The organism is Seonamhaeicola sp. ML3 (assembly GCF_023273855.1).
Lineage (GTDB): Bacteria > Bacteroidota > Bacteroidia > Flavobacteriales > Flavobacteriaceae > Seonamhaeicola.
Genome location: NZ_CP096884.1, coordinates 1,771,241 through 1,792,482, shown reverse-complemented (window position 1 = coordinate 1,792,482; position 21,242 = coordinate 1,771,241). Strand labels below are relative to the sequence as shown.

Annotated in this window: 14 protein-coding genes and 1 tRNA gene; 9 read left to right on the top strand and 6 right to left on the bottom strand. The window is 36.7% G+C overall.

Going from position 1 to position 21,242, the window contains the following annotated elements; translation table 11 throughout:
• Position 1: 1 nt before the first annotated feature.
• Both M0214_RS08105 and M0214_RS08100 read right to left on the bottom strand, forming a co-directional pair.
• A complete protein-coding gene (locus tag M0214_RS08105; RefSeq protein WP_248722066.1) occupies positions 2-1,342 on the bottom strand; it encodes an MFS transporter in 1,341 nt (446 codons plus the stop codon).
• A gap of 382 nt (positions 1,343-1,724) precedes the next feature.
• On the bottom strand, positions 1,725-2,798 hold the full coding sequence (locus M0214_RS08100) for a LacI family DNA-binding transcriptional regulator (protein WP_248722065.1): 1,074 nt from the start codon (positions 2,796-2,798) through the stop codon (positions 1,725-1,727).
• A gap of 246 nt (positions 2,799-3,044) precedes the next feature.
• On the opposite strand from M0214_RS08100, the gene M0214_RS08095 reads away from it, so the two are divergent.
• From M0214_RS08095 to M0214_RS08070, 6 genes are read left to right on the top strand one after another with little or no spacing between them, the layout of a single operon-like run.
• On the top strand, positions 3,045-5,990 hold the full coding sequence (locus M0214_RS08095; protein ID WP_248722064.1) for a SusC/RagA family TonB-linked outer membrane protein: 2,946 nt from the start codon (positions 3,045-3,047) through the stop codon (positions 5,988-5,990).
• 10 nt (positions 5,991-6,000) lie between these two features.
• On the top strand, positions 6,001-7,602 hold the full coding sequence (locus tag M0214_RS08090) for a RagB/SusD family nutrient uptake outer membrane protein (RefSeq protein WP_248722063.1): 1,602 nt from the start codon (positions 6,001-6,003) through the stop codon (positions 7,600-7,602).
• Between the two features lie 18 nt (positions 7,603-7,620).
• Positions 7,621-8,724 carry a SusE domain-containing protein gene (locus tag M0214_RS08085; RefSeq protein WP_248722062.1) on the top strand — a complete coding sequence of 368 codons (1,104 nt, stop codon included), beginning with the start codon at positions 7,621-7,623 and terminating at the stop codon, positions 8,722-8,724.
• A gap of 22 nt (positions 8,725-8,746) precedes the next feature.
• Complete coding sequence (locus M0214_RS08080) at positions 8,747-10,423, top strand: SusE domain-containing protein (protein ID WP_248722061.1); 1,677 nt, start codon at positions 8,747-8,749, stop codon at positions 10,421-10,423.
• Between the two features lie 58 nt (positions 10,424-10,481).
• On the top strand, positions 10,482-13,802 hold the full coding sequence (locus M0214_RS08075; RefSeq protein ID WP_248722060.1) for an alpha-amylase family glycosyl hydrolase: 3,321 nt from the start codon (positions 10,482-10,484) through the stop codon (positions 13,800-13,802).
• Positions 13,802-14,527, top strand: coding sequence for a hypothetical protein (locus tag M0214_RS08070; protein ID WP_248722059.1), 726 nt, complete (start codon positions 13,802-13,804; stop codon positions 14,525-14,527). The genes M0214_RS08075 and M0214_RS08070 overlap by 1 nt, the downstream gene beginning before the upstream one ends.
• Before the next feature lie 152 nt (positions 14,528-14,679).
• Here M0214_RS08070 and M0214_RS08065 read toward each other — a convergent pair whose 3' ends face one another.
• Positions 14,680-14,862: a hypothetical protein gene (locus M0214_RS08065; protein WP_248722058.1), complete on the bottom strand. Its 183-nt coding sequence runs from the start codon at positions 14,860-14,862 to the stop codon at positions 14,680-14,682.
• 296 nt (positions 14,863-15,158) lie between these two features.
• Here M0214_RS08065 and M0214_RS08060 point away from each other — a divergent pair, with 296 nt between their 5' ends.
• Entirely contained in the window at positions 15,159-15,632 is a 474-nt protein-coding gene (locus M0214_RS08060; RefSeq protein ID WP_248722057.1) for an Hsp20/alpha crystallin family protein, read from the top strand.
• A 68-nt stretch (positions 15,633-15,700) separates the two neighbouring features.
• Here the strand turns inward: M0214_RS08060 and fsa are convergent, their stop codons facing one another.
• The 3 genes from fsa to M0214_RS08045 all read right to left on the bottom strand — a co-directional run bounded on the left by fsa (position 15,701) and on the right by M0214_RS08045 (position 18,686).
• Positions 15,701-16,354, bottom strand: a complete 654-nt coding sequence (gene fsa / locus M0214_RS08055; protein ID WP_248722056.1) for a fructose-6-phosphate aldolase — start codon at positions 16,352-16,354, stop codon at positions 15,701-15,703.
• A 12-nt stretch (positions 16,355-16,366) separates the two neighbouring features.
• Positions 16,367-18,412, bottom strand: a complete 2,046-nt coding sequence (locus tag M0214_RS08050) for a transketolase (protein WP_248722055.1) — start codon at positions 18,410-18,412, stop codon at positions 16,367-16,369.
• A gap of 189 nt (positions 18,413-18,601) precedes the next feature.
• Positions 18,602-18,686, bottom strand: a tRNA-Leu gene (locus tag M0214_RS08045).
• Between the two features lie 96 nt (positions 18,687-18,782).
• Between M0214_RS08045 and M0214_RS08040 the strand changes: the two genes are divergently transcribed.
• Positions 18,783-20,171 (top strand): dipeptidase, encoded by a 1,389-nt coding sequence (locus M0214_RS08040; protein WP_248722054.1) that lies wholly within the window; start codon positions 18,783-18,785, stop codon positions 20,169-20,171.
• A gap of 150 nt (positions 20,172-20,321) precedes the next feature.
• Complete coding sequence (locus tag M0214_RS08035) at positions 20,322-21,182, top strand: DMT family transporter (protein ID WP_248722053.1); 861 nt, start codon at positions 20,322-20,324, stop codon at positions 21,180-21,182.
• The last annotated feature ends 60 nt before the right edge of the window (positions 21,183-21,242 follow it).

The window sequence follows — 21,242 nt, the reverse complement described above, 5'->3', positions numbered from 1 at the left end:
CTTATTGAATTACATCATCTACATCTTTCACTTTAGAAACTAATGCAGCAGCAATTAAAAAGCTGACACCACTCATAACTAAAGCGAAAATTGCTTGATTACCGTAAACATACTTTACTAATGGACCTCCAATTAAAGCATTGATTATCTGAGGTATCACAATGAAGAAATTAAAAATCCCCATGTATACACCCATTTTTCTTGGAGAAATAGATCCTGCAAGAATTGCATAGGGCATAGCCAAAATACTTGCCCAAGCAATACCAACACCAATCATAGAAAGAATTAACCAATTTTTATCTGGCATGATATAAATTGACAACATCCCTATTCCACCTATGATTAGTGAAATAGCATGTGTTTTCTTTCTACCTACTTTTTTGGCAATACGAGGTAATGCAAAAGCATAAAACGCAGATACTAAATTGTAAACTCCAAATAGAATCCCTACCCAATCTCCGGCATCTTGAAAAGCCGTACTACTACTGTCTGTATGGGATAATCCGTAAACATGTTGAGCTATTGCAGGAGTTGCAAAAACCCACATACCAAATAGCCCAAACCAAGAAAAGAATTGCACCCAACTTAACTGCCTCATCGTTTCAGGCATCTTTTTGAAGTCTTCAAAAATATCCATCAAGCTAGATTCTCCTTCTAGAGTTTCATCAGTATTTTCATTGTCAAAACTAGCTAGTTCCTCTGGAGTGTATTCCTTAGTAGTGGTTACTGTAACTAAAATTGAACCAATTAAAATTACAGCTCCAATGATGAATGAAAGTATCAAATTGAAAGGCACAGTACCTTCAGTCGCTTCGTTAGAAACACCAAACCAATTAGTTAGCGCGTAAGGCAACCAAGATCCTATTACAGCTCCAAAACCAATCAAAGCAGTCTGAACACTAAACCCAGCTGTTCTCTGATCTGTCCTTAGGTTATCTCCAACCAAGGCTCGGAATGGCTCCATTGCTATATTAAACGAAGCATCCATAATCATTAACATTCCCGCTCCAACCCAAAGTGCTGGAAGGAATGCAATAAAAATGTCTGCTTGAGGCATCAAGATTAGACCTACAGAAGCTAAAATAGCTCCTACCAAAAAGTAAGGCTTACGTCTTCCAAATCTATTCCAAGTTTTATCAGAATAATGCCCAATAATTGGCTGAACAATCAAGCCCATTAAAGGCGCTATAATCCAAAACCATGACAAATGATGAACATCTGCACCAAAGATTTGAAGAATTCTACTTGCGTTTGCATTTTGAAGGGCGAAACCCATTTGGATTCCCAAAAAACCGAAACTCATGTTCCAGATTTCCAAGAAACTTAATCTACGCTTTTCCATTAAATAGTATGTTTAATTAATACTATTTGATAAGCGATATTTACTTATCAAAACTTACGTGAGAAGTGAAAATATAAGTTTTGATTTCGCATCAAAGATATATAAAAGATTTTATATTATCCTAAAAAAATTATTAAACACAATTTTGGCGCAACAAATTGTAAAAGCAGAAAACACCAAAAACACCTTAAAAACCAATAGCTTATACAAATACTCTACACTCAACTTATAAGCTATTAAATAACTGAAAATCTACAAGGCGGTGACTAAATCTTCACTCAGCACAAGCAAATCCTTGGAGGTTGAAAATGATTAAGCAATCATATTTTCGCTCTATTCATTTTGAGTGTATCTCTTTTTTTAGAGAGAATAAGGGAAGCCGCTATTTGGTAGATTCTCTTTCAATAATATCGGTCTCAATAACCATCTTAATAAAGTCCCTTTTCACATCACCACTAACTAAATAAGAATCCTGTTTGGCATCCTCTGCCTCTAGCCTGTCAATTAACAAGTTTGCAGACTGTTCGCCGATTTTCTGTCCATGCTGACTCACCGTAGTTAGCCTAGGCGTGGCATGCTTAGAAAGCACCCCATCTGTGAATCCTATAACTTGAATATCATCAGGAATACTTAAGCCTAACTTTCTTGCAACTTTCATTGCTGTTACGGCATAAAGTTCGTTAACAGCAAAAAGACCATCAATAGTTTTGTTCATTCTAAAGAACGTTTCTATTTCATTTTCTAAAACTTCTAAATGATTTTCAACATCTAAACTATCGTCTATTTTTAAAATATAATCTGGATCTGCTTCAATTTTATGATTGCTCAAAGCCTCTAAATATCCTTGAGTTCTTAATCTACCTACGCTTACATAATCCATTGTGGTAATCAGGCCTATATTTTTACAACCCTTTTCAACAAGCATATCTACAGCTTTTATTGCTCCTTTCGTATCGTCTACAATAACCTTATCGCATTTTACGTCTGGAACAACGCGATCGAACATAACAATAGGCATACCCTGATCCATTGTAGCATTAAAATGATGGTAGTCTTGTTTAAGTAAGGTTTCTTTAGAAATGGAAAGAATAAAACCGTCTATACTTCCTCCCGCTAGAAGTTCCATATTGATCACTTCTTTTGTAAAAGACTCATTAGACAAACCAACTATAACATTATAGCCACGCCGATTGGCAACCCTTTCTATACCACGGATTACAGTAGAAAAAAAGTGATGAACAATCTCAGGTATTAAAATGCCAATGGTTTTAGTCTTCCTGTTCTTTAAACTAAGTGCAATATTATTAGGGCGGTAGTTATAGAGTTTTGCAAAAGCCTGTATTTTTTGGGTGGTATCTTCACTTATCTCCTTGCTTCCACTTAAGGCTTTGGAAACTGTAGATACAGAAACATCTAGTTCTTTTGCAATTTGTTTTAAAGTTATCTTTCTCTTCATGAGCGAGTTACAGTTTCAGTAAGAAAATACATTAACAACAATAAAGATAACCATTATCAACATATTCTTCAAAGATACGGTATATTCATTTTTAGACCAAAAAAATAAGAACTTGTTAACACGAAAACGTTTTCGCTAAGAATTTCGTAATTTAAAATTATCTCTTAACAATTTCTTTACATAGCTTTACCAACGAGAAGTGAAAATATATTGACTAACTAAGACATTAATTTTAAAAGTTATTGTATGAAAACAATTAAGAATAAGTTACTTTTTCTTTTATTCTTTGTACCTATAGGATTATTTGCCCAAACAACAATTAAAGGGACGGTAACAGAGAAATCAACTTCAATTCCTCTTCCAGGGGTAAATGTAGTTGTAAAAGGAACAACAACAGGTACAGCTACAGACTTTGATGGAAATTTCCAAATCGAAGTTAACAACGGAGACGTTATTGTATTTACATATGTAGGTTATCAAGCTCTTGAAATCACTTATTCGGGGCAACCAACATTAGATGTGCAACTTTCTGAAGACGCATCAAAATTAGATGAAATCGTTATTATAGGTTATGGTACCACCACTAAAAAAGATGCTACAGGTTCTGTAGAAGCCATAACTTCTGAGGATTTTACAAAAGGAAATATCGTTACTCCCGAAAATTTACTTAATGGTAGAATAGCTGGGGTTAGTATTAATACCAGTGGGGCACCAGGTTCGGGTTCACAAATTAGAATTCGTGGCGGAGCATCCATTAATGGTTCGAACGATCCGCTCATTATAATAGATGGTCTTCCTATTTCTAACGACGGTGTTACGGGATCTAGAGGTGTTTTAGCCTCTATTAACCCTAACGACATTGATTCGTTTTCTGTTTTAAAGGATGCTTCAGCAACAGCAATTTACGGTTCTCGAGCTTCTAATGGTGTAATTATTATTGTAACAAAAAAGGGTAAGTCTACATTTAGCGCTACCTATGACACACAGTATAGTTTTGGAGAAGTTACAAACACCATAGATGTTTTTTCGGGAGATGAATATAGAAATCTTGTAACATCGCAACCAATTAATGGTACTACATTAGACGAAAGTCTTCTAGGCACCGCGAGCACAAACTGGCAAGATGAGATTTTTAGAAACACGGTATCGTCACAACACAATATTTCCATGCAGGGGTCTCTATTTAAAGCCTTGCCTGCTAGGTTCTCTTTCAGTGTAGTTGATCAAGAGGGTGCGCTTCAAACTTCAAAGTTTGAAAGACGAAACTTAAGTTTGGCTTTAAACCCAAAACTTTTCGATGACCATTTAAAAATTAGCTTGAATGCGAATTTAGCTTATGAGGACAACAGATTTGCCGATGCTGGACAAATTGGTGCAGCTATGCGCTATGACCCTACAAAACCTGTTTTCGACCCAAGCTCTCCTTTTGGTGGTTTTTACCAACACAGAACTGGTGACCAAGTTGCTAACGGAACAACAAATCCAGTAGCAAAGTTATTACAAAGAACAGATTTGGGAGATGCCAATAGATTTTACGGGAATTTAAATTTCGACTATAAATTTCACTTCCTTCCAGAATTAAGAGCTGTAATAAACTTAGGATATGATAAAACTGAAGCTAGAGGTTCTGATAGTAGAGATGTATTACAGGCGACTACAGACCAGGATATCTTATTCAAAGGAGAACTAAGAAGAAACACCCAAGAACGAACAAACGAACTTTTTGACGGTTACTTAAACTATAAAAAGGACTTTAATAATGTTGGATTGGATTTAACAGCGGGTTATTCTTATCAAAAATTTACAAATCAAGGAAAAAATGGTAGAAACATAACAGACCCATTAAGTGTAGACGACATCTATCTAGATCCTGATGTGGTTTTAATAGGTTTCTTTGGTAGAGCAAATGTTGCACTAGACGATAAATACGCACTAACATTTACCTTTAGAAGAGATGGAACATCGCGCTTTAGCAAAGAAAATCAATGGGGTAATTTCCCAGCGGCTGCCTTTGCTTGGACAATAAGCAATGAAGATTTTATGAAAGAATCGGAAGTATTCTCTAACTTAAAACTACGTTTGGGATATGGTATTACGGGTCAACAATCTATTAGCGAAAAAGATATTTTCTTGAACAGATATAGAGGCGGAAGAACCGATTCTCAATTTCAATTCAACAATCAAGTGATTCAATCTTTGATAGCTTCAGAGATTAACCCAAATTTAAAATGGGAAGAAACAACTACACTAGAAGTTGGTGTAGACTACGGTTTATTTAACAATAAAGTTTCTGGATCTTTAAACTTTTTCCAAAAGAACTCAACCGATCTTCTTTTTACTGCTGCTGTTCCAGATGGAGCGAACTTCTCTAACAGTATCATTCAAAATATTGGAGAGCTTCAAATTCAAGGGTTAGAATTTTCTGTGAACACAGACGTTGTGAAAAATGATGATTTAAGTATTGATTTTAACTTCAATGCAACATTTTTAGACAGAGAGGTAAAAGAATTAGCACTTGGCCAAGATGTAAGAACAGGTGGTATTAGCGGTGGTACTGGAAGTAATATCCAAATCCACAGAGAAGGAGAAGCACCTAATTCATTTTATGTATTTAAACAATTATACGACAATAACGGAAATCCAATAGAAGGTGCTTACGCAGACCTTAATGGCGACAATGTTATCAATGATAACGATCGCTACGTTAAAGAAAACCCTGGAGCAAATGCTATCTTTGGTTTTCAGTCTAACATACTTTACAAGAATTTCGACTTTGCTTTTAACTTAAGAGCAAATCTTGGAAACTATGTTTACAACAACGTAAGATCTTCAAGATCACAATATGAACTATTATTGGATAATGCTGTACTAGGAAATATCCCAACTAGCGTATTAGAGACGAATTTCCAGAGAACTGCAGACGTTATAACTTCTGATATTTTTGTTGAAAACGCGTCTTTCTTAAGAATGGATAATATTACTTTAGGATATACTTTTAATGATGTTTCCAAAGTATTGAAAAGCATAAGAGTTTGGGGTGGCGTACAAAATGTATTTACCATTACAAACTACAGCGGCTTAGATCCAGAAGTAACAGACAACGACTCAGACCTTACTTTAACCTTAGGTATTGATAATGTAGTATACCCAAGACCAAGAACCATCTTGGCCGGAGCTAACATTAAATTTTAAAAAAACAACTATGAAGACAAGATTAAAAATGCACAAAACAATTGGAATAATATGTCTTTTTATCGTTTCACTTACATCATGTACCGATGATTTGAATATTACTCCGAACGATGACCAAACTGTTCTAAGCGAGAACCTTTTCGCGAACGAGCAAGCGTATGTACAAGTTTTAGCTGGTATTTACGCAAATCTTGCCCTAACAGGCACAGACGGCCCTGAGAGTTCCAACTTAAAAAATATAGATGCTGGAACAAGTCAATTTGGGCGTGTTTTACTATACACCCAAACATTAGCGGCCGATGAGATGATTTGGTCTTACGAGAACGACCCTGGAACCAGAGAATTACAAAGAAATATCTGGACCTCCCAAAACCCGCTACTTTTAGGTATGTTTAGTAGAGCTCATTTAACTGTGGCACTCGCTAACAACTTTTTACGCGAAACTACAGATGAAAAATTAAATGCCAGAAACGTATCTGAAGCCACTAAAAATGAAATCGCTACTTATCGAGCCGAGGCAAGATTAATGAGAGCAATGGCTTATTACTATTTAATGGATTTATTTGGAAAGGCTAATTTTGCAGATGAAACCACTCCAATAAACGCGCAACCTGAGGTTTACGACAGAGGCCTTTTATTCGCTTTCATTGAAGAGGAGCTTAAAGAAATCGAACCGCTTTTAGTACCTGCGAGACAGAACGATTATGGACGTGCAGACAGAGGTGTAGCTCAAATGATTCTAGCTAAAATCTACTTGAATGCCGAGGTTTATATAGGTGAGGCAAAGTATACTGAATGTATAAACTATTGTGAACAAATTATAGCTAGCGGTTACAGTTTAGCTGATAGTTATCTGCATAATTTCATGGCCGACAATAATACAAATTCGGCAACCAACGAAATTATCTTCCCTATTGTTTCAGACGGTGTAACAACGCAAAACTATGGTCCAACTACCGTAATGATCAACGGATCAGTTGGTAGCTTAGAAAAGAATGGTGAAGAAGTTGGTGTTGGTAAAGAAGGCTGGGGAGGCGCACTACGCGTAAGAAAACAATTTGCCGAATTATTCGGGCCGGCCTTTGCTGATGACGACAGAAACACGATCATCTCTGCTGATAGACCTATTGATATATCAGATATATCAGATAAAGACTCTGGTTTCATCATACAAAAATATTCTAATGCAACCTCAACTGGTGGCTTTGGTATGGACAAGACATTTGTTGATACAGATTTTCCATTGTACAGACTTGCTGATGTATACTTAATGTATGGTGAAGCACATCTTAGAGGTGGTGGTGGTAGTTTATCTACTGCTGTTGGTTATGTAAACGACCTTAGAACGCGAGCTAACAACCCTAATTTAATTTCCTCTGGAGATTTAACATTAGATTTTATTCTCGATGAAAGATCTAGAGAGTTACATTGGGAAGCACACCGTAGACAAGACTTAGTACGCTACGGAAGATACACTGGCGGTAGTTACAATTGGGCTTGGAAGGGCAACGGTAGTAACGGTATTGCTTTACCAGAACACTTTAACCTATTTCCAATACCCGTTGGAAGTATGGCAGCCAACCCTAATTTAACTCAAAACCCAGGGTATTAATAACTAAATAAGAACAAAATGATGAAAACAATAAAACAAATTTCAGCGCTTTGCATGATTGGATTACTTGTTCTATGCCTAGGTTCATGCGATGACGATTCTGAATTATTTGCAATAACCGCACCTAATGCTCCGGCATTAGCAGACGTAGCAATCAAAAAGATTGAATTAGATGCCGTAAATACTAATAACCCTGCGGTATCCTTAAACTGGACCGAGTCTGATTACGGTCAGCAAACAGCAGTAAATTATGCCGTTCAGTTTTCTATGGATGAAGCTTTCTCTGCTCCCGTTACAGCAACAAGCGTAACAGGACGAACTTCAATTTCACTTTCTATAGGAGAAATAAATTCTGCAGCTGGTAATGCAGGATTGAATCCTTTTGAATGGGCACCATTATACACACGCGTAGTTGCGTCTTTAGGTACTCAACAAAGTGAATCGATTACTTCAAACACTATCCAATTTGAAGTATACCCTTTCTTCAATTATGTGTTTAACGACTATTACTTAGTTGGAGATGCCACAGCACCAGGGTGGAACAACAATAACAATAATCCACCTTTATTTAGAGACGAAAATAATCCAAGTGTATTTTATTACACCGGAAAATTTGCAGAGAACGGTCACTTTAAGGTATTACAAACAAAAGGACTGTGGCAACCACAGTGGGGAACAGATGATGGTGCTACAGTAGGAAATAATCCAGGTGGAGGTTCAGACCCTGAAAGATTCCCATATGGTGGCGGAGATGGTATACCTGAAGGATTCTACACCTTTACGATAAACTTTTCCAGTAACACTTTTACTTTCGAACCATTTAATGCCTCAGGCGTTTCAAGTCCGGCATCTTTATCTGTAGAAGGCTCCAGTGTAGCATCTTCACAAAGTCTGACACCATTAACCTTCGATGGTCATATATGGCATGTTAACAATGTAAGATTAACACCAGGAGAGGTAAACTTTAAAACAGGAGCTGGCGCTTCTTGGGGAGGCCCTACAAGTTTTTCTGGTGTTGCCACAGAAAATGGCGGTTCCATTCCCGTTTTAGTGGAAGATGACTACGATATCTGGTTTAACGATTTAACTGGTCGTTATATACTTATTCCATTAAACTTATAAGAACTACAAAAACAATAAGACAATGAAATCAATTATAAATAAACTAAGCGTGTGTCTTCTCGCCTTCACTTTGATTTTTACTTCATGTGAAACAGAAGAAACACTTGAAATCACAACTCCCGATGCGGCGTTTGTTTTAAACACGCCGGGTATTAGCACGGTATTTCTGAATTTCTCATTGCCAGACAACCCAGCGTTTACAATTTCTTGGGAAGATGAGATTACTGGAAGTTCATCTTATACAGTAGAAATGTCTCAAGATGCAGAATTTACTGCTCCTATTGTACTAGGAACAACAGATAACAGTAATTTCTCTATGAGCGTTATGGAATTTAATGAAGTTTTAACTTCTGCTGTAACAAATCAATTTAGAGATATTCCAGTTTACATGAGAGTACTAGGAGGAGGTCAGATAAGCAACAGTATATTAATGCTTGCCACTACCTACCCAGTAAATGAACCTGAGGTAACCAGCGTACAAGACGGAGATACTTTCGAATTATCTATTGACAATAACGACGCCATTGCTATGGTCTTTGAATGGGATGACCCTATTTTAGAATCATCTTTAGGGCTTCAGGTAGAATATGTTCTTGAGGCTGCACTAGCAGGAACAAACTTTGCAAATCCGGTAGAGGTAGCAAGTTCAACCAATTCCAGTAGTATTAGCTTAACAAATGCACAACTAAATGCTGCAGCTATTCAAAGTGGCATAGAAGCAGATACTTCTGGAGATATTGAGCTACGAATCGTTGCAACAATTACCGATACTGCTACGGGTAGCGTTCTTGAAAGAATAACAGACCCTGTTACTGTAACTGTAACAACTTATGCTACAGCCTTAGACTTATCTACAACTTGGGGTATTGTTGGCTCTGGAGCCAATGATTGGGGAGCTACTCCAGATTTACCATTCTGGTCTACAGATACAGACGGTGTTCTTGTAGCTTACGCACATTTAATTGATGGCGAGATAAAGTTTAGAGAAAACAACGATTGGGCAAACAATTACGGTGATAATGGTGCTGACGGAAGCCTAGAGGCTGGAGGTGCAAATATTGCAGTTACCGAGGGTGATTACAAAATCACTATGAACTTGAACGACCTTACCTATACTATTGAAGCATTTTCTTTAGGTATAGTAGGAGGTGCTTACAATGATTGGGGAGCCACTCCAGATTTCATGCTTCAGTACGATCAATACTCAGATGTATTTAGAGGTATTGTTACTTTAATTGATGGTGAAATGAAATTTAGAATGAATAACGATTGGGGAACCAATTGGGGAGATGATGGTAACGATGGAACACTTGATGCTGGTGGTGCTAATATAGTTGTAACCGCAGGAATTTATATAGCAACCGTTAACCTAAACGACAATACATACACGCTAGAGCCAATCGATTACGTTTGGGGCTTAGTTGGTGGAGCTTACAATGACTGGGGCGCTACTCCTGATGCTCAATTTACGAGAGATTGGTCTCGTCCATTCGACGATATTTGGGTTTTAAACGATGTTACTTTAATCGATGGAGAATATAAGTTTAGAGCTAATAACGATTGGGGAGTTAATTATGGTGATGATGGCGCAGATGGTGTTCTCGATGCTGGTGGTGCTAATTTAGTAACTACAGCTGGAACATTCTCTTTTGTTTTAGATTTCTCAGATCCAGCAAACCCGACTTATACTAAGAATTAATTATAGTGATTAAAGGCTATTCTCTATGAATAGCCTTTTTTACCAAAACTAAGAACTAATGAAAAAGCTTCTAAGTTTAATAGCTTTCCTGTGTATATATGTTAGTTATGGCCAGGTGTCTACATCGCCGGCTATTCCAACAGCTTCAGATGTTATAACAATAACATTTAACGCTACTGGCACAGGTCTTGAAGGCGAAACAGGAGATGTTTATGCTCATACTGGCGTACTAACAACTAATTCTTCTGGACAATCAGACTGGAAACATGTTATTGGCTCATGGGGAAACAATGCCACACAGCCAAAGCTTACTCGTTTGGGAGCCAACACTTATCAGCTTATAATTACTCCTGATATTGCTACTTTTTATGGCTCGGGAAATGATATTATCACAGATATAGCTGTAGTTTTTAGAAATAGTTCGGGTACGTCTCAAACCAGTCCAGACATTTTTATTAAAATTTTTGAAGCCGGTTTAAATGTTACTATTACAAATCCTTCAGATAATGATGTTTTCGACTTAAACGACAATATCACAATTACAGCAGAATCTAGTACACTAGCAGATCTAGAATTAAAGGTTAATAACAATTCTATTGGTACAAGTACTAGCACAACAACTATTACCGCACCCTACACTTTTACCAGTACCGGACTTTTTACTATTAATGCTTCAGCAAGTCAAAACTCGGAGTCTAAAAACGAAAGCATATCCGTTTATGTTAAGACACCCACTACAAACGAGACGCTACCAACTGGACTTGAAAATGGCCTCAATAAAAACAATGATGGCTCTGTGACCTTTGTGCTTCAAGCACCTTTAAAAAATGATGTTTTCCTAATAGGTAGTTTTAATAATTGGGAACTTAATCCTGCATACCAAATGAAAAAGGATAATGATACGTTTTGGTTAACAGTTAACGGATTAGACCCAGACATTGAATATGCCTATCAATACCATGTAGATTACAGCTTAACCGTTGCTGACCCCTATTCCAAAAAAGTTTTAGACCCTAGCAATGACAATTTTATATCAGAGACCACCTATCCCAACCTAATGGATTACCCAAGTGGCGCTACAGGTATAGCTTCTACTTTTCAAATAAATGAAACAGCATATAATTGGCAAATTGATAATTTCTCTAAACCTAACAAAGAAAACCTTATTGTCTATGAAATGTTAATTCGAGACTTTACCGAGGAGGATTCCTTTTTAGCCGCAATGACCCATCTAGATTATTTAGAAAATCTAGGTATTAATGCCATTGAATTAATGCCGATTAGTGAATTTGAAGGCAATGATAGTTGGGGATACAACCCTTCTTTTCATGGAGCTTTAGACAAATATTACGGCACTCAAAACCATTTTAAAGAATTTGTAGACTCATGTCATCAAAGAGGTATAGCAGTTATTATTGATGTTGTATATAATCATGCATTTAGCCAGAGCCCGTTAGCACAACTCTATTGGGACAGTGCAAACTTTAAACCCACTGCTGAAAATCCGTGGCTAAACCCAGATGCTAAACATCCTTTTAATGTAGGTTATGACTTCAACCATGAAAGCAGTTATACAAAAACCTATGTAAAACAAACGCTTAAATATTGGGTTGAAGAATTTAAAGTTGATGGATTTAGATTCGACCTATCTAAAGGTTTTACACAAACAAACAATCCAGATAACGTTGGAGCTTGGGGAAATCGTGATGCTTCAAGAATAGCTATTCTCCAAGATTACGGTAGCTATATTTGGAACAACGTGTCTTCTGACGCCTACCTTATTCTAGAACATTTTGCCGATAATAGCGAAGAAAAGGAACTTGCAGATTATGGTTTTATGCTCTGGGGCAATCTTAACCACAGTTTTAATCAAAACACTATGGGTTTTTCATCTGATGCTAATGTATCATGGCTGTCTTATACCGAGCGTAATTGGACAAAACCAGGTGTGGTGGGATATATGGAAAGTCATGACGAAGAGCGACTTATGGTAAGAAACATAAACAATGGAAATGCCAACGAGGAGCACGACACTAAAGACTTTCAAACTGCATTAGATAGAATCGAAGCAGCCACGGCAATATTCTACAGTATTCCGGGGCCAAAAATGTTATGGCAATTTGGAGAGCTTGGTTACGATAAAAGCATTAATTGTGAAAACAATATTGAAAATGGAAGTTGTAGACTAGACAGAAAACCTGTGGCCTGGTCGTTAAATTACGATAAAGATGAAAGTCGCTTAAAATTGTATGACGCCACTGCTAAAATGATACAACTAAAAACAGATTATCCCTCCACATTTAATACTACCAATTTTTCATATAGTTTAGATGGCTTAGTAAAACGCATAAACCTTAACGATAATTCTGGTAATTTCGATGTGGTTGTCATCGCCAATTTTGATTTGGTAAATAAATCCATAAACCCCAATTTCCCTAAGACAGGAACTTGGTACAGTATAATGAACAATAATACCCCTCTAGAGGTATCGAACACAACTTCGTCTATATCTCTAGCGCCAGGAGAGTATCGTGTTTATGGAACCCAACCTGTTATAGATCCTGATGATTTAGATAGCGACGGTATTCCTAACAACCAAGACTCATGTGCAAACACACCATTAGGTGCTACCGTAGATGCTACAGGTTGTGAAGTATTTACGCTACCAGCAGATAATTTCAGACTACAGGCTGCCAATGAAACCTGTAGAAATAGCAACAATGGCATTATTGATATTTTGGCCATAAAAAATCTAAATTACACTGCAACGATAACTGGTAATGGTCTAAATAACTCAGAAACATTCACTACTTCATATATTAAATCTGACCTATCAGCAGGAGAGTATCGTATATGCATAACCGTTGAAGGGCAAGCAGATTACGAGCAATGTTTTAACGTTACCATCACAGAACCACAAGACTTATCGGTACTTTCAAAAGTTTTAGATGATAAAGGCTCTGTTTCCCTAAACCTTGAGGGCGGTCTTGCCTACACCATAAATATTAATGGCGTTGTAACAAATACCAGTGCCTCTTTTGTAGAATTACCACTCGAGAAGGGCCAAAACAAAATTATCATTAAAACAGACAAGGACTGTCAAGGTATCTATAAAGAAACCATTTTCTTTGGAGACGAAATCAAGGCTTTCCCTAATCCCATAACCAATAGACTTAACATATATTTGGGCACTGTTAACACTACTGCAGCCAATGTTAAAGTAGAACTCTATTCGGTTTTAGGTAATAAAGTACTTATTCAAAGTAATTCAAATAAGAATATGGTTAGCTTGGATACTTCGGAACTTTCCAGAGGAATCTATATTTTAAGAGTTAACAGAAACGGAAATCACAAAAGCTTTAAAATAGTCAAGAAATAATGAAAAAGTTAAATACATATCTTTTAGGAAGTTTCATTTTCTCGATTTTACTTTTTAATTGTAGTAGTGGCGGAGGAGGAAATGAAATGCCAGATCCAGACCCAGATCCAATTACAATAGACCCACCTGGTGCTGCTAGTTTGGTATTTCCAGAGCAAAACTCTGAATGTACAACAGGATCTAATCTAACAAGTACCGAAAGTACTATAACTTTTAACTGGAATGATGCCAGTAATGCAACATCATATCAATTGTTTGTAAAAAACCTTAATACGCTGAGCACACTAAATTACACTAGTAATATTTCTGAAAAACAGGTTACGATTTTAAGAGGCACCCCATATTCTTGGTACGTTGTATCAAAGAACTCAGGAACAACGACTGCTCAAAGTTCTACTTGGAAATTTTATAATGCCGGAGAAGCCACAACCTCTTACGCTCCATTTCCTGCAGAGTTGGTTGCTCCAGCTTTATCGGAAACATTAAAGAACACCACAAGTACTATGCTTCAATGGAAAGGCTCTGACGTTGATAACGATATTAAAGAATATGATGTATTTTTTGGTATGTCCAATCCACCCACAACAAAAGTATCAACCACCACAGCTAATAGTTATATGGTGAATGTAAACTCTGGGAACACATACTTTTGGCAAATTATAACTCACGACGAGAACAATAATAATTCAGAATCACAAATATTTAAATTCTCTGTAGAACCATAGGTTTAATAAGTATTAAAAAAATAGTTTAGTTTTTTTGTAGTTTGTTTAGTTTAAACAAAAAAAGCTCCTAATAATCAAGGAGCTTTTTTTATTGGCGCGCATTTCAAGAGACAACTAATTTAGAGATGCCCAGATGTTTAAGCCCTTTTAACTCACGCCGAATAAGTTTTCTTTACAGCCGACCCAGAATTGCAAAATTGATACTCAGCACTGTGTAGCATCTTATTGTAAAGATATTCATCAACTGTAACAGGAATCTTTAAATTTGGAAACTTAATTTGATAGGCCTTACCCTTTCTACCTATGAGTTTCACTTTAACAGGTTTTCTCTTCATAATCTAAAAATTTTAAATGTTAAACCATAAAAAAATTACCGATGTCGATATTTCAAATTTCATTCCAATTACTTTAAGTAGTATAATTATCACTATCACGCATAATTAATGACAAAATGACAACAAAAACACTGCCTAACTGATATTTTGTCAATAACAAAACACTTTCTACTGAATAAAAAGTCAGTGATTCTTAAAAAATTAACATATGAATGACAAATTTTCGATTGGTATTAAAATTGTCCATAAGTGAGTGAAGTAATTAAAATAATTGTCGAAACTAAAAATTTAATGTTATGAGTAATTTAGTAACAACATCTAGAAATGGAAGTTTGACAAACAAGAATAAAATGTCAAATTCCCCAATATTTTCGTCTTTAGACGATTGGTTTTTCAAAGATTTTCCATCATTTTCACCTTCAAATTTTAGTAAAGGAGCATTATTACCACAAGTAAATATCCGTGAAACACCAGATGCTTATTTTTTGGATATGGCAATTCCTGGAATGCAAAAATCTGATTTTACAATCGATTTGGATAATGACGTTTTATCTATTTCTGCCGAAACAAAACAAGAAAACGAACATGTGGAAGAAACTTATACAAGAAAAGAGTTTGGCTACTCTTCTTTCAAACGTACTTTTACATTACCGGATACGGTTGAAAGCGACAAAATCAAGGCTACATACAAAGAAGGTATTTTAGGTATAGAAATTCCTAAACGTGAAGAAGCTAAGCAAAAGCCACCTAGAACAATAAAAATATCCTAAAGGCTTTAAAAAACAAAAAGCTCCTCGATAAAGAGGAGCTTTTTGTTCTTTATAACTAACTAGATGAATTAGTTTCCTTTTTTATAATCTGCTAAGAACTTAGCTAAACCAATATCTGTTAACGGATGTTTCAATAATCCAGTGATAGATGATAACGGACCTGTCATAACATCAGACCCTAATTTAGCACAATCAATAACGTGCATGGTGTGACGGATTGAAGCTGCTAAAATTTCAGTTCCGAAACCGTAATTATCATAAATCTGACGAATTTCAGCAATAAGATTTAGTCCGTCTGTAGAAATATCATCTAACCTTCCTAGAAATGGCGATACATAAGTTGCTCCTGCTTTTGCGGCTAACAAGGCTTGTCCCGCTGAGAACACTAGAGTTACGTTTGTTCTTATGCCTTTATCAGAAAAATATTTACATGCTTTGATACCATCAGCAATTAAAGGTAGCTTAACTACAATTTGAGGGTGCAAAGCTGCTAGGGCTTCACCTTCTTTAACCATACCTTCAAAATCGGTAGAAATTACCTCTGCACTAACATCACCTTCAACAATTTCACAAATCTTTTTGTAATGGTTTAAGATATTTTCCTCTCCTGTAATGCCTTCTTTCGCCATTAACGAAGGGTTTGTTGTTACACCATCTAAAACCCCTAACGCTTGTGCTTCAGCTATATCTTCTAGGTTGGCTGTATCGATAAAAAATTTCATGTCGTTTATTTATTATTTTACTAAAACAGTTTCTAAATACTCTAATATATTTTTACTGGCTTGTTCACCTGTAAAACCGAATTTCTCGTCAAGTACACCTGCAGGCGCAGAGTACCCAAAGTGATCTAATCCAAATACTTTTCCATTTGGTCCAACTAAGGTCTCTAAGTTAACTGGTAATCCGGCTGTCAATCCAAACAATGGCTTATCTGTTGGTATTACACTTTCTTGGTATGCTTTGGATTGCTGTCTAAACAAACCTTCTGAAATCACAGAAGCTATACTTACCTTAAGTCCTTTTTCAGATTCTAAAATCTCAGCTGCAGCAACCAATGTTGAAACTTCCGATCCATTTGCTACTAAAACAACATCTGGATTCTCAACGGATTTAACAAGGTAACCACCTTTTTCAGCTCCTAAGGCTTCATCATATCTTGAGGTATTAATAGCCGGCACATCCTTAATGCCTTGTCTTGATAAAATTAAACCAGAAGGCGTTTTATCATTTTCTAGTGCCATTTTCCAAGCCACTGAAGTCTCAGCTGAATCTGCAGGACGCAATGCTAAGAAACTTTGATCACCACTATGATTTTTAAGTTTCTCCAATAATCGAATTTGAGCTTCTTGCTCTATAGGTTGATGTGTAGGACCATCTTCTCCAACTCTAAAGGCATCGTGTGTCCATACATATTTAACAGGTAATTCTTGTATAGCACTTAACCTAATTGCAGGTTTCATATAATCTGAAAATACGAAGAACGTGGCCACTACTGGAATAATACCGCCGTGTAATGCTATACCATTGGCAATACATGCCATTGTTAATTCTGCTACACCAGCTTGTAAGAACGAACCACTAAAATCTCCTTTTTGAAGTGCGGTAGTTTTATTTAAGAAGCCGTCGGTTTTATCAGAGTTTGATAAATCTGCAGAAGACACAATCATATTCTCCACGTTATCGGCTAAATAAGCCAATACATTTGCAGAAGCTGCTCTTGTTGCCAATCCACCCTTATGCTCTATAGATTCAAAATCTAATTCTGGAAGTTCTCCAGAGAAGAAATGATCTAACTTATTTGCTAAAGCTTCGTTGTTTTGCCTCCAAGCTTCAATCTCTGCTTTCTTTTTAGCAGCGGCGACTTTTTTCTCTTCAACTATATTTTTGTAGAAAGCTTCTACATCACTGTAAATATCGAATGGGTTATTTACGTCTGCACCCAAATTCAATAAAGTCTTTTCGTAATCTGCACCAGTTGCACCTATTGGTTTACCATGAAGCTCACAATGGCCTTCGTACATGCTTCCATCGGCAGCAACACAACCTTTACCCATAATGGTTTTACCAATAATAAGTGTTGGTTTTTCGGTTTCGTTATTAGCATCGGTTAAAGCCTTTCTAATTTGGTCATGGTCGTGGCCATCGATAGTGACAACTTTCCAACCCCAAGCTTCGTATTTCATTGCTGTATCTTCAGTAGTCACCTCATCAGTTGAAGTTGACAACTGAATATCGTTAGAATCGAAGAACATGATGAAGTTACTTAACCCCAAGTGACCGGCAATTCTACCTGCTCCTTGCGAAATCTCTTCTTGCACACCACCATCTGAAATAAATCCATAAATTTTGTGGTTTACCCAATCCCCAAATCTAGCTTCAAGAAATTTCGCAGCAATAGCTGCTCCAACACCCATAGTGTGCCCTTGACCTAATGGACCAGATGTATTTTCTATACCTCTTTCAAAATCAACTTCTGGATGACCAGGAGTTATAGAACCCCACTGGCGGAAGTTAGCAACATCTTCTTTCTTATAGTTGCCCAAAAGGTAATACTGAGCATACATTAAAGTAGACAAGTGACCAGCATCCATAAAAAACCTGTCTCTAAATGGCCAGGTCATATCGGCAGGATCGTAATTAAAGAATTCCGAATAAAGAATATGCATAAAATCTGCACCTCCCATAGGTCCTCCTGGGTGCCCAGAATTCGCCTTCTCTACCATGGCTACAGCCAAAGCTCTGATATTATCTGCTGCCTGCTGATCTATTTGTTTGTTCATTTTAATGTAAAGTTATTTTTGTTGTTCCAATCCCGAAATATTGGTGGGAAAATATTTTTTGCAAATATATAATCTTTAATGAGTTGAAGGGGCAAAAACCCAACATTTTAATGAAAATGTACGAAACCGTTTAAGTTGAATTTCAGGAAATAAAAAAGCCTCTCAAAATTGAGAAGCTCTTCAAAAAATTGGTGCGGATGAAGGGAGTCGAACCCCCACGCCTCGCGGCACTAGATCCTAAGTCTAGCGTGTCTACCAATTCCACCACATCCGCTAAAGGACTGCAAATATAATCAATACTTTTAAATTGCAAACTTCTACCTATAAAAAACATTCTTTTTTATACTTTTGGTAGACTAACACAATTTCTATGGATACCATTACATCTTATATAAAAGCCAATAAACAACGTTTTTTAGACGAACTTTTTGAACTTATTAAAATACCTTCTATAAGTGCCGATTCGGCTTATAAAAACGACGTCCTAAAAACCGCCGAAGTCATTAAAACGAATTTGGAAAAAGCAGGATGCGATTTTGTGGAAGTTTGCGAAACCAAAGGTTACCCCATAGTTTATGGCGAAAAAATAATAAACAAAGATTTACCTACAGTTTTGGTTTACGGACATTATGATGTACAGCCACCAGACCCCATAGAGCTTTGGGATTCACCACCTTTTGAGCCTGTTATAAAAAACACTAAAAAACATCCCGACGGCGCTATTTTTGCCCGAGGTGCTTGCGACGACAAAGGGCAACTATTTATGCACGTAAAAGCCGTAGAGTATATGATTTCTACCAATCAATTACCCTGTAACGTAAAGTTTATGATAGAGGGTGAAGAGGAAGTAGGCAGTAAAAGTTTAGGAACCTTTGTAAAAGAGAATCGAGAACGGCTAAAAAACGATGTTATCTTGATATCTGACACTGGCATGATTGCTAACGATACACCATCCATAACCACTGGCATAAGAGGACTTAGCTATGTAGAAGTTGAAGTTACGGGACCTAACCGCGATTTACATTCTGGACTATATGGTGGCGCTGTTGCTAACCCAATAAATATTCTAACCAAGATGATTGCCTCGCTTCACGACAACAATAACCGCATTACTATTCCCGGGTTCTATGATAAGGTAGAAGAACTCTCCAGTGAAGAACGAGCCGAAATGGCTAAAGCGCCTTTCTCTTTACAAGATTACCAAGACGCATTAAACATTGAGTCTGTTTATGGCGAGCAAGGCTATTCTACTAACGAAAGAAATTCCGTTAGACCCACTCTAGATGTTAATGGTATCTGGGGCGGTTATATTGGCGAAGGTGCCAAAACCGTAATCCCAAGTAAAGCTTTTGCTAAAATCTCCATGCGTTTAGTGCCGAATCAAGACTGGTCAGAAATCACTGAATTATTCGAATCTCATTTCGAAAGTATTGCCCCAAAAGGTGTAAAAGTGGTGGTAAGACCTCATCATGGCGGTAATGGCTATGTAACACCACTTAACAGTATTGGTTACCAAGCCGCCTCAAAAGCGTATGCCGAAACTTTTGGCAAAACACCAATTCCGCAACGAAGCGGTGGTAGTATTCCAATCGTAGCTTTATTTGAAGAAGAACTTAAAAGCAAAACCATCTTGATGGGCTTTGGATTAGATAGCGACGCCATCCATTCTCCAAACGAACATTTTGGTATGTGGAATTATTTAAAAGGCATAGAAACCATCCCTTATTTTTACAAACATTTTACCGAGCTTTCAAGATAAAAGCTACTTTTGCAAAATATAATTTGTGCGCCTGCCTGCCGGCATGCAGATTAGCACTAGGGTCGGGCTTTACGTTGCAATCTTTTTGTTCGCACCTCTCAAAAAGGATTTCCACTGCAATCCCTAACGCAAAGCAGACACTTAAATACCATGAAAAACCAACATAACAATCATTTACTTTTATTAGGGCTTGCAACCATTTTAATAAGCACCTCTGGCACTTTAGGTAAATTTATAGACCTCCCTACCCCTGTAACCATTTGGTTTAGAAGTGCTTTAGCAGCTATATTCTTGTTTGTTTTTTGCCGCATTAGAAAACTAAGCATTAAAATACATTCAAAAAAAGACATTCCAACCTTGCTAATAAGTTCCCTGTTATTGGGTGGGCATTGGGTAACTTATTTTTATGCTCTAAAACTATCGAATGTAGCCATTGGTATGCTTTCTATGTTTACATTTCCTGTAATCACTGCCTTACTTGAGCCCTTTTTTACAAAGTCCAAATTCAACCCAACACATATTATACTTGCTTTAGTAGTACTATTGGGCATTTACATACTTGCACCAGAATTTAACTTTGAGAGCGATCATTTAAAAGGTATTCTCTTTGGGGTGTTTTCAGCATTTTGTTACGCCATTAGAAACCTTATTCTAAAACGCCATGTAGACAATTATAACGGCACGGTAATTATGATGATGCAGTCTCTAATAGTAAGTATTATTTTAATTCCTGTTTTGTTTAAAATGGACATTAGTAATTTACAAACACAAATTCCCTATTTACTTATTTTAGGTTTAGTCACCACTGCCATAGGTCACTCTTTATTCATTACTAGCTTAAAGTATTTCTCTGTAAGCACAGCAAGTATTATTGGTAGTGCACAACCCATTTGCGGAATCATAATAGCCTTCATCTTCCTAAATGAAATCCCAACCATAAATACTTTTATAGGTGGTGCCCTCATTTTGGGCACAGTCATTATAGAAAGTATTCGGTCTAAAAAATCTTAACTTTTCTTAAAAACGTGTAACAAAAACACTGCTTTAACGTTCTAATAGTCAATCAATCAG

What these genes read in the sequence shown, in the direction of transcription:
- M0214_RS08100 (WP_248722065.1), bottom strand. Translation starts at nt 2,798, where the DNA reads ATGAAGAGAAAGATAACTTTAAAACAAATTGCAAAAGAACTAGATGTT.
- M0214_RS08050 (WP_248722055.1), bottom strand. Translation starts at nt 18,412, where the DNA reads ATGAACAAACAAATAGATCAGCAGGCAGCAGATAATATCAGAGCTTTG.
- M0214_RS08040 (WP_248722054.1), top strand. Translation starts at nt 18,783, where the DNA reads ATGGATACCATTACATCTTATATAAAAGCCAATAAACAACGTTTTTTA.
- M0214_RS08090 (WP_248722063.1), top strand. Translation starts at nt 6,001, where the DNA reads ATGAAGACAAGATTAAAAATGCACAAAACAATTGGAATAATATGTCTT.
- M0214_RS08060 (WP_248722057.1), top strand. Translation starts at nt 15,159, where the DNA reads ATGAGTAATTTAGTAACAACATCTAGAAATGGAAGTTTGACAAACAAG.
- M0214_RS08035 (WP_248722053.1), top strand. Translation starts at nt 20,322, where the DNA reads ATGAAAAACCAACATAACAATCATTTACTTTTATTAGGGCTTGCAACC.
- M0214_RS08085 (WP_248722062.1), top strand. Translation starts at nt 7,621, where the DNA reads ATGATGAAAACAATAAAACAAATTTCAGCGCTTTGCATGATTGGATTA.
- M0214_RS08080 (WP_248722061.1), top strand. Translation starts at nt 8,747, where the DNA reads ATGAAATCAATTATAAATAAACTAAGCGTGTGTCTTCTCGCCTTCACT.
- fsa (WP_248722056.1), bottom strand. Translation starts at nt 16,354, where the DNA reads ATGAAATTTTTTATCGATACAGCCAACCTAGAAGATATAGCTGAAGCA.
- M0214_RS08065 (WP_248722058.1), bottom strand. Translation starts at nt 14,862, where the DNA reads ATGAAGAGAAAACCTGTTAAAGTGAAACTCATAGGTAGAAAGGGTAAG.
- M0214_RS08095 (WP_248722064.1), top strand. Translation starts at nt 3,045, where the DNA reads ATGAAAACAATTAAGAATAAGTTACTTTTTCTTTTATTCTTTGTACCT.
- M0214_RS08105 (WP_248722066.1), bottom strand. Translation starts at nt 1,342, where the DNA reads ATGGAAAAGCGTAGATTAAGTTTCTTGGAAATCTGGAACATGAGTTTC.
- M0214_RS08070 (WP_248722059.1), top strand. Translation starts at nt 13,802, where the DNA reads ATGAAAAAGTTAAATACATATCTTTTAGGAAGTTTCATTTTCTCGATT.
- M0214_RS08075 (WP_248722060.1), top strand. Translation starts at nt 10,482, where the DNA reads ATGAAAAAGCTTCTAAGTTTAATAGCTTTCCTGTGTATATATGTTAGT.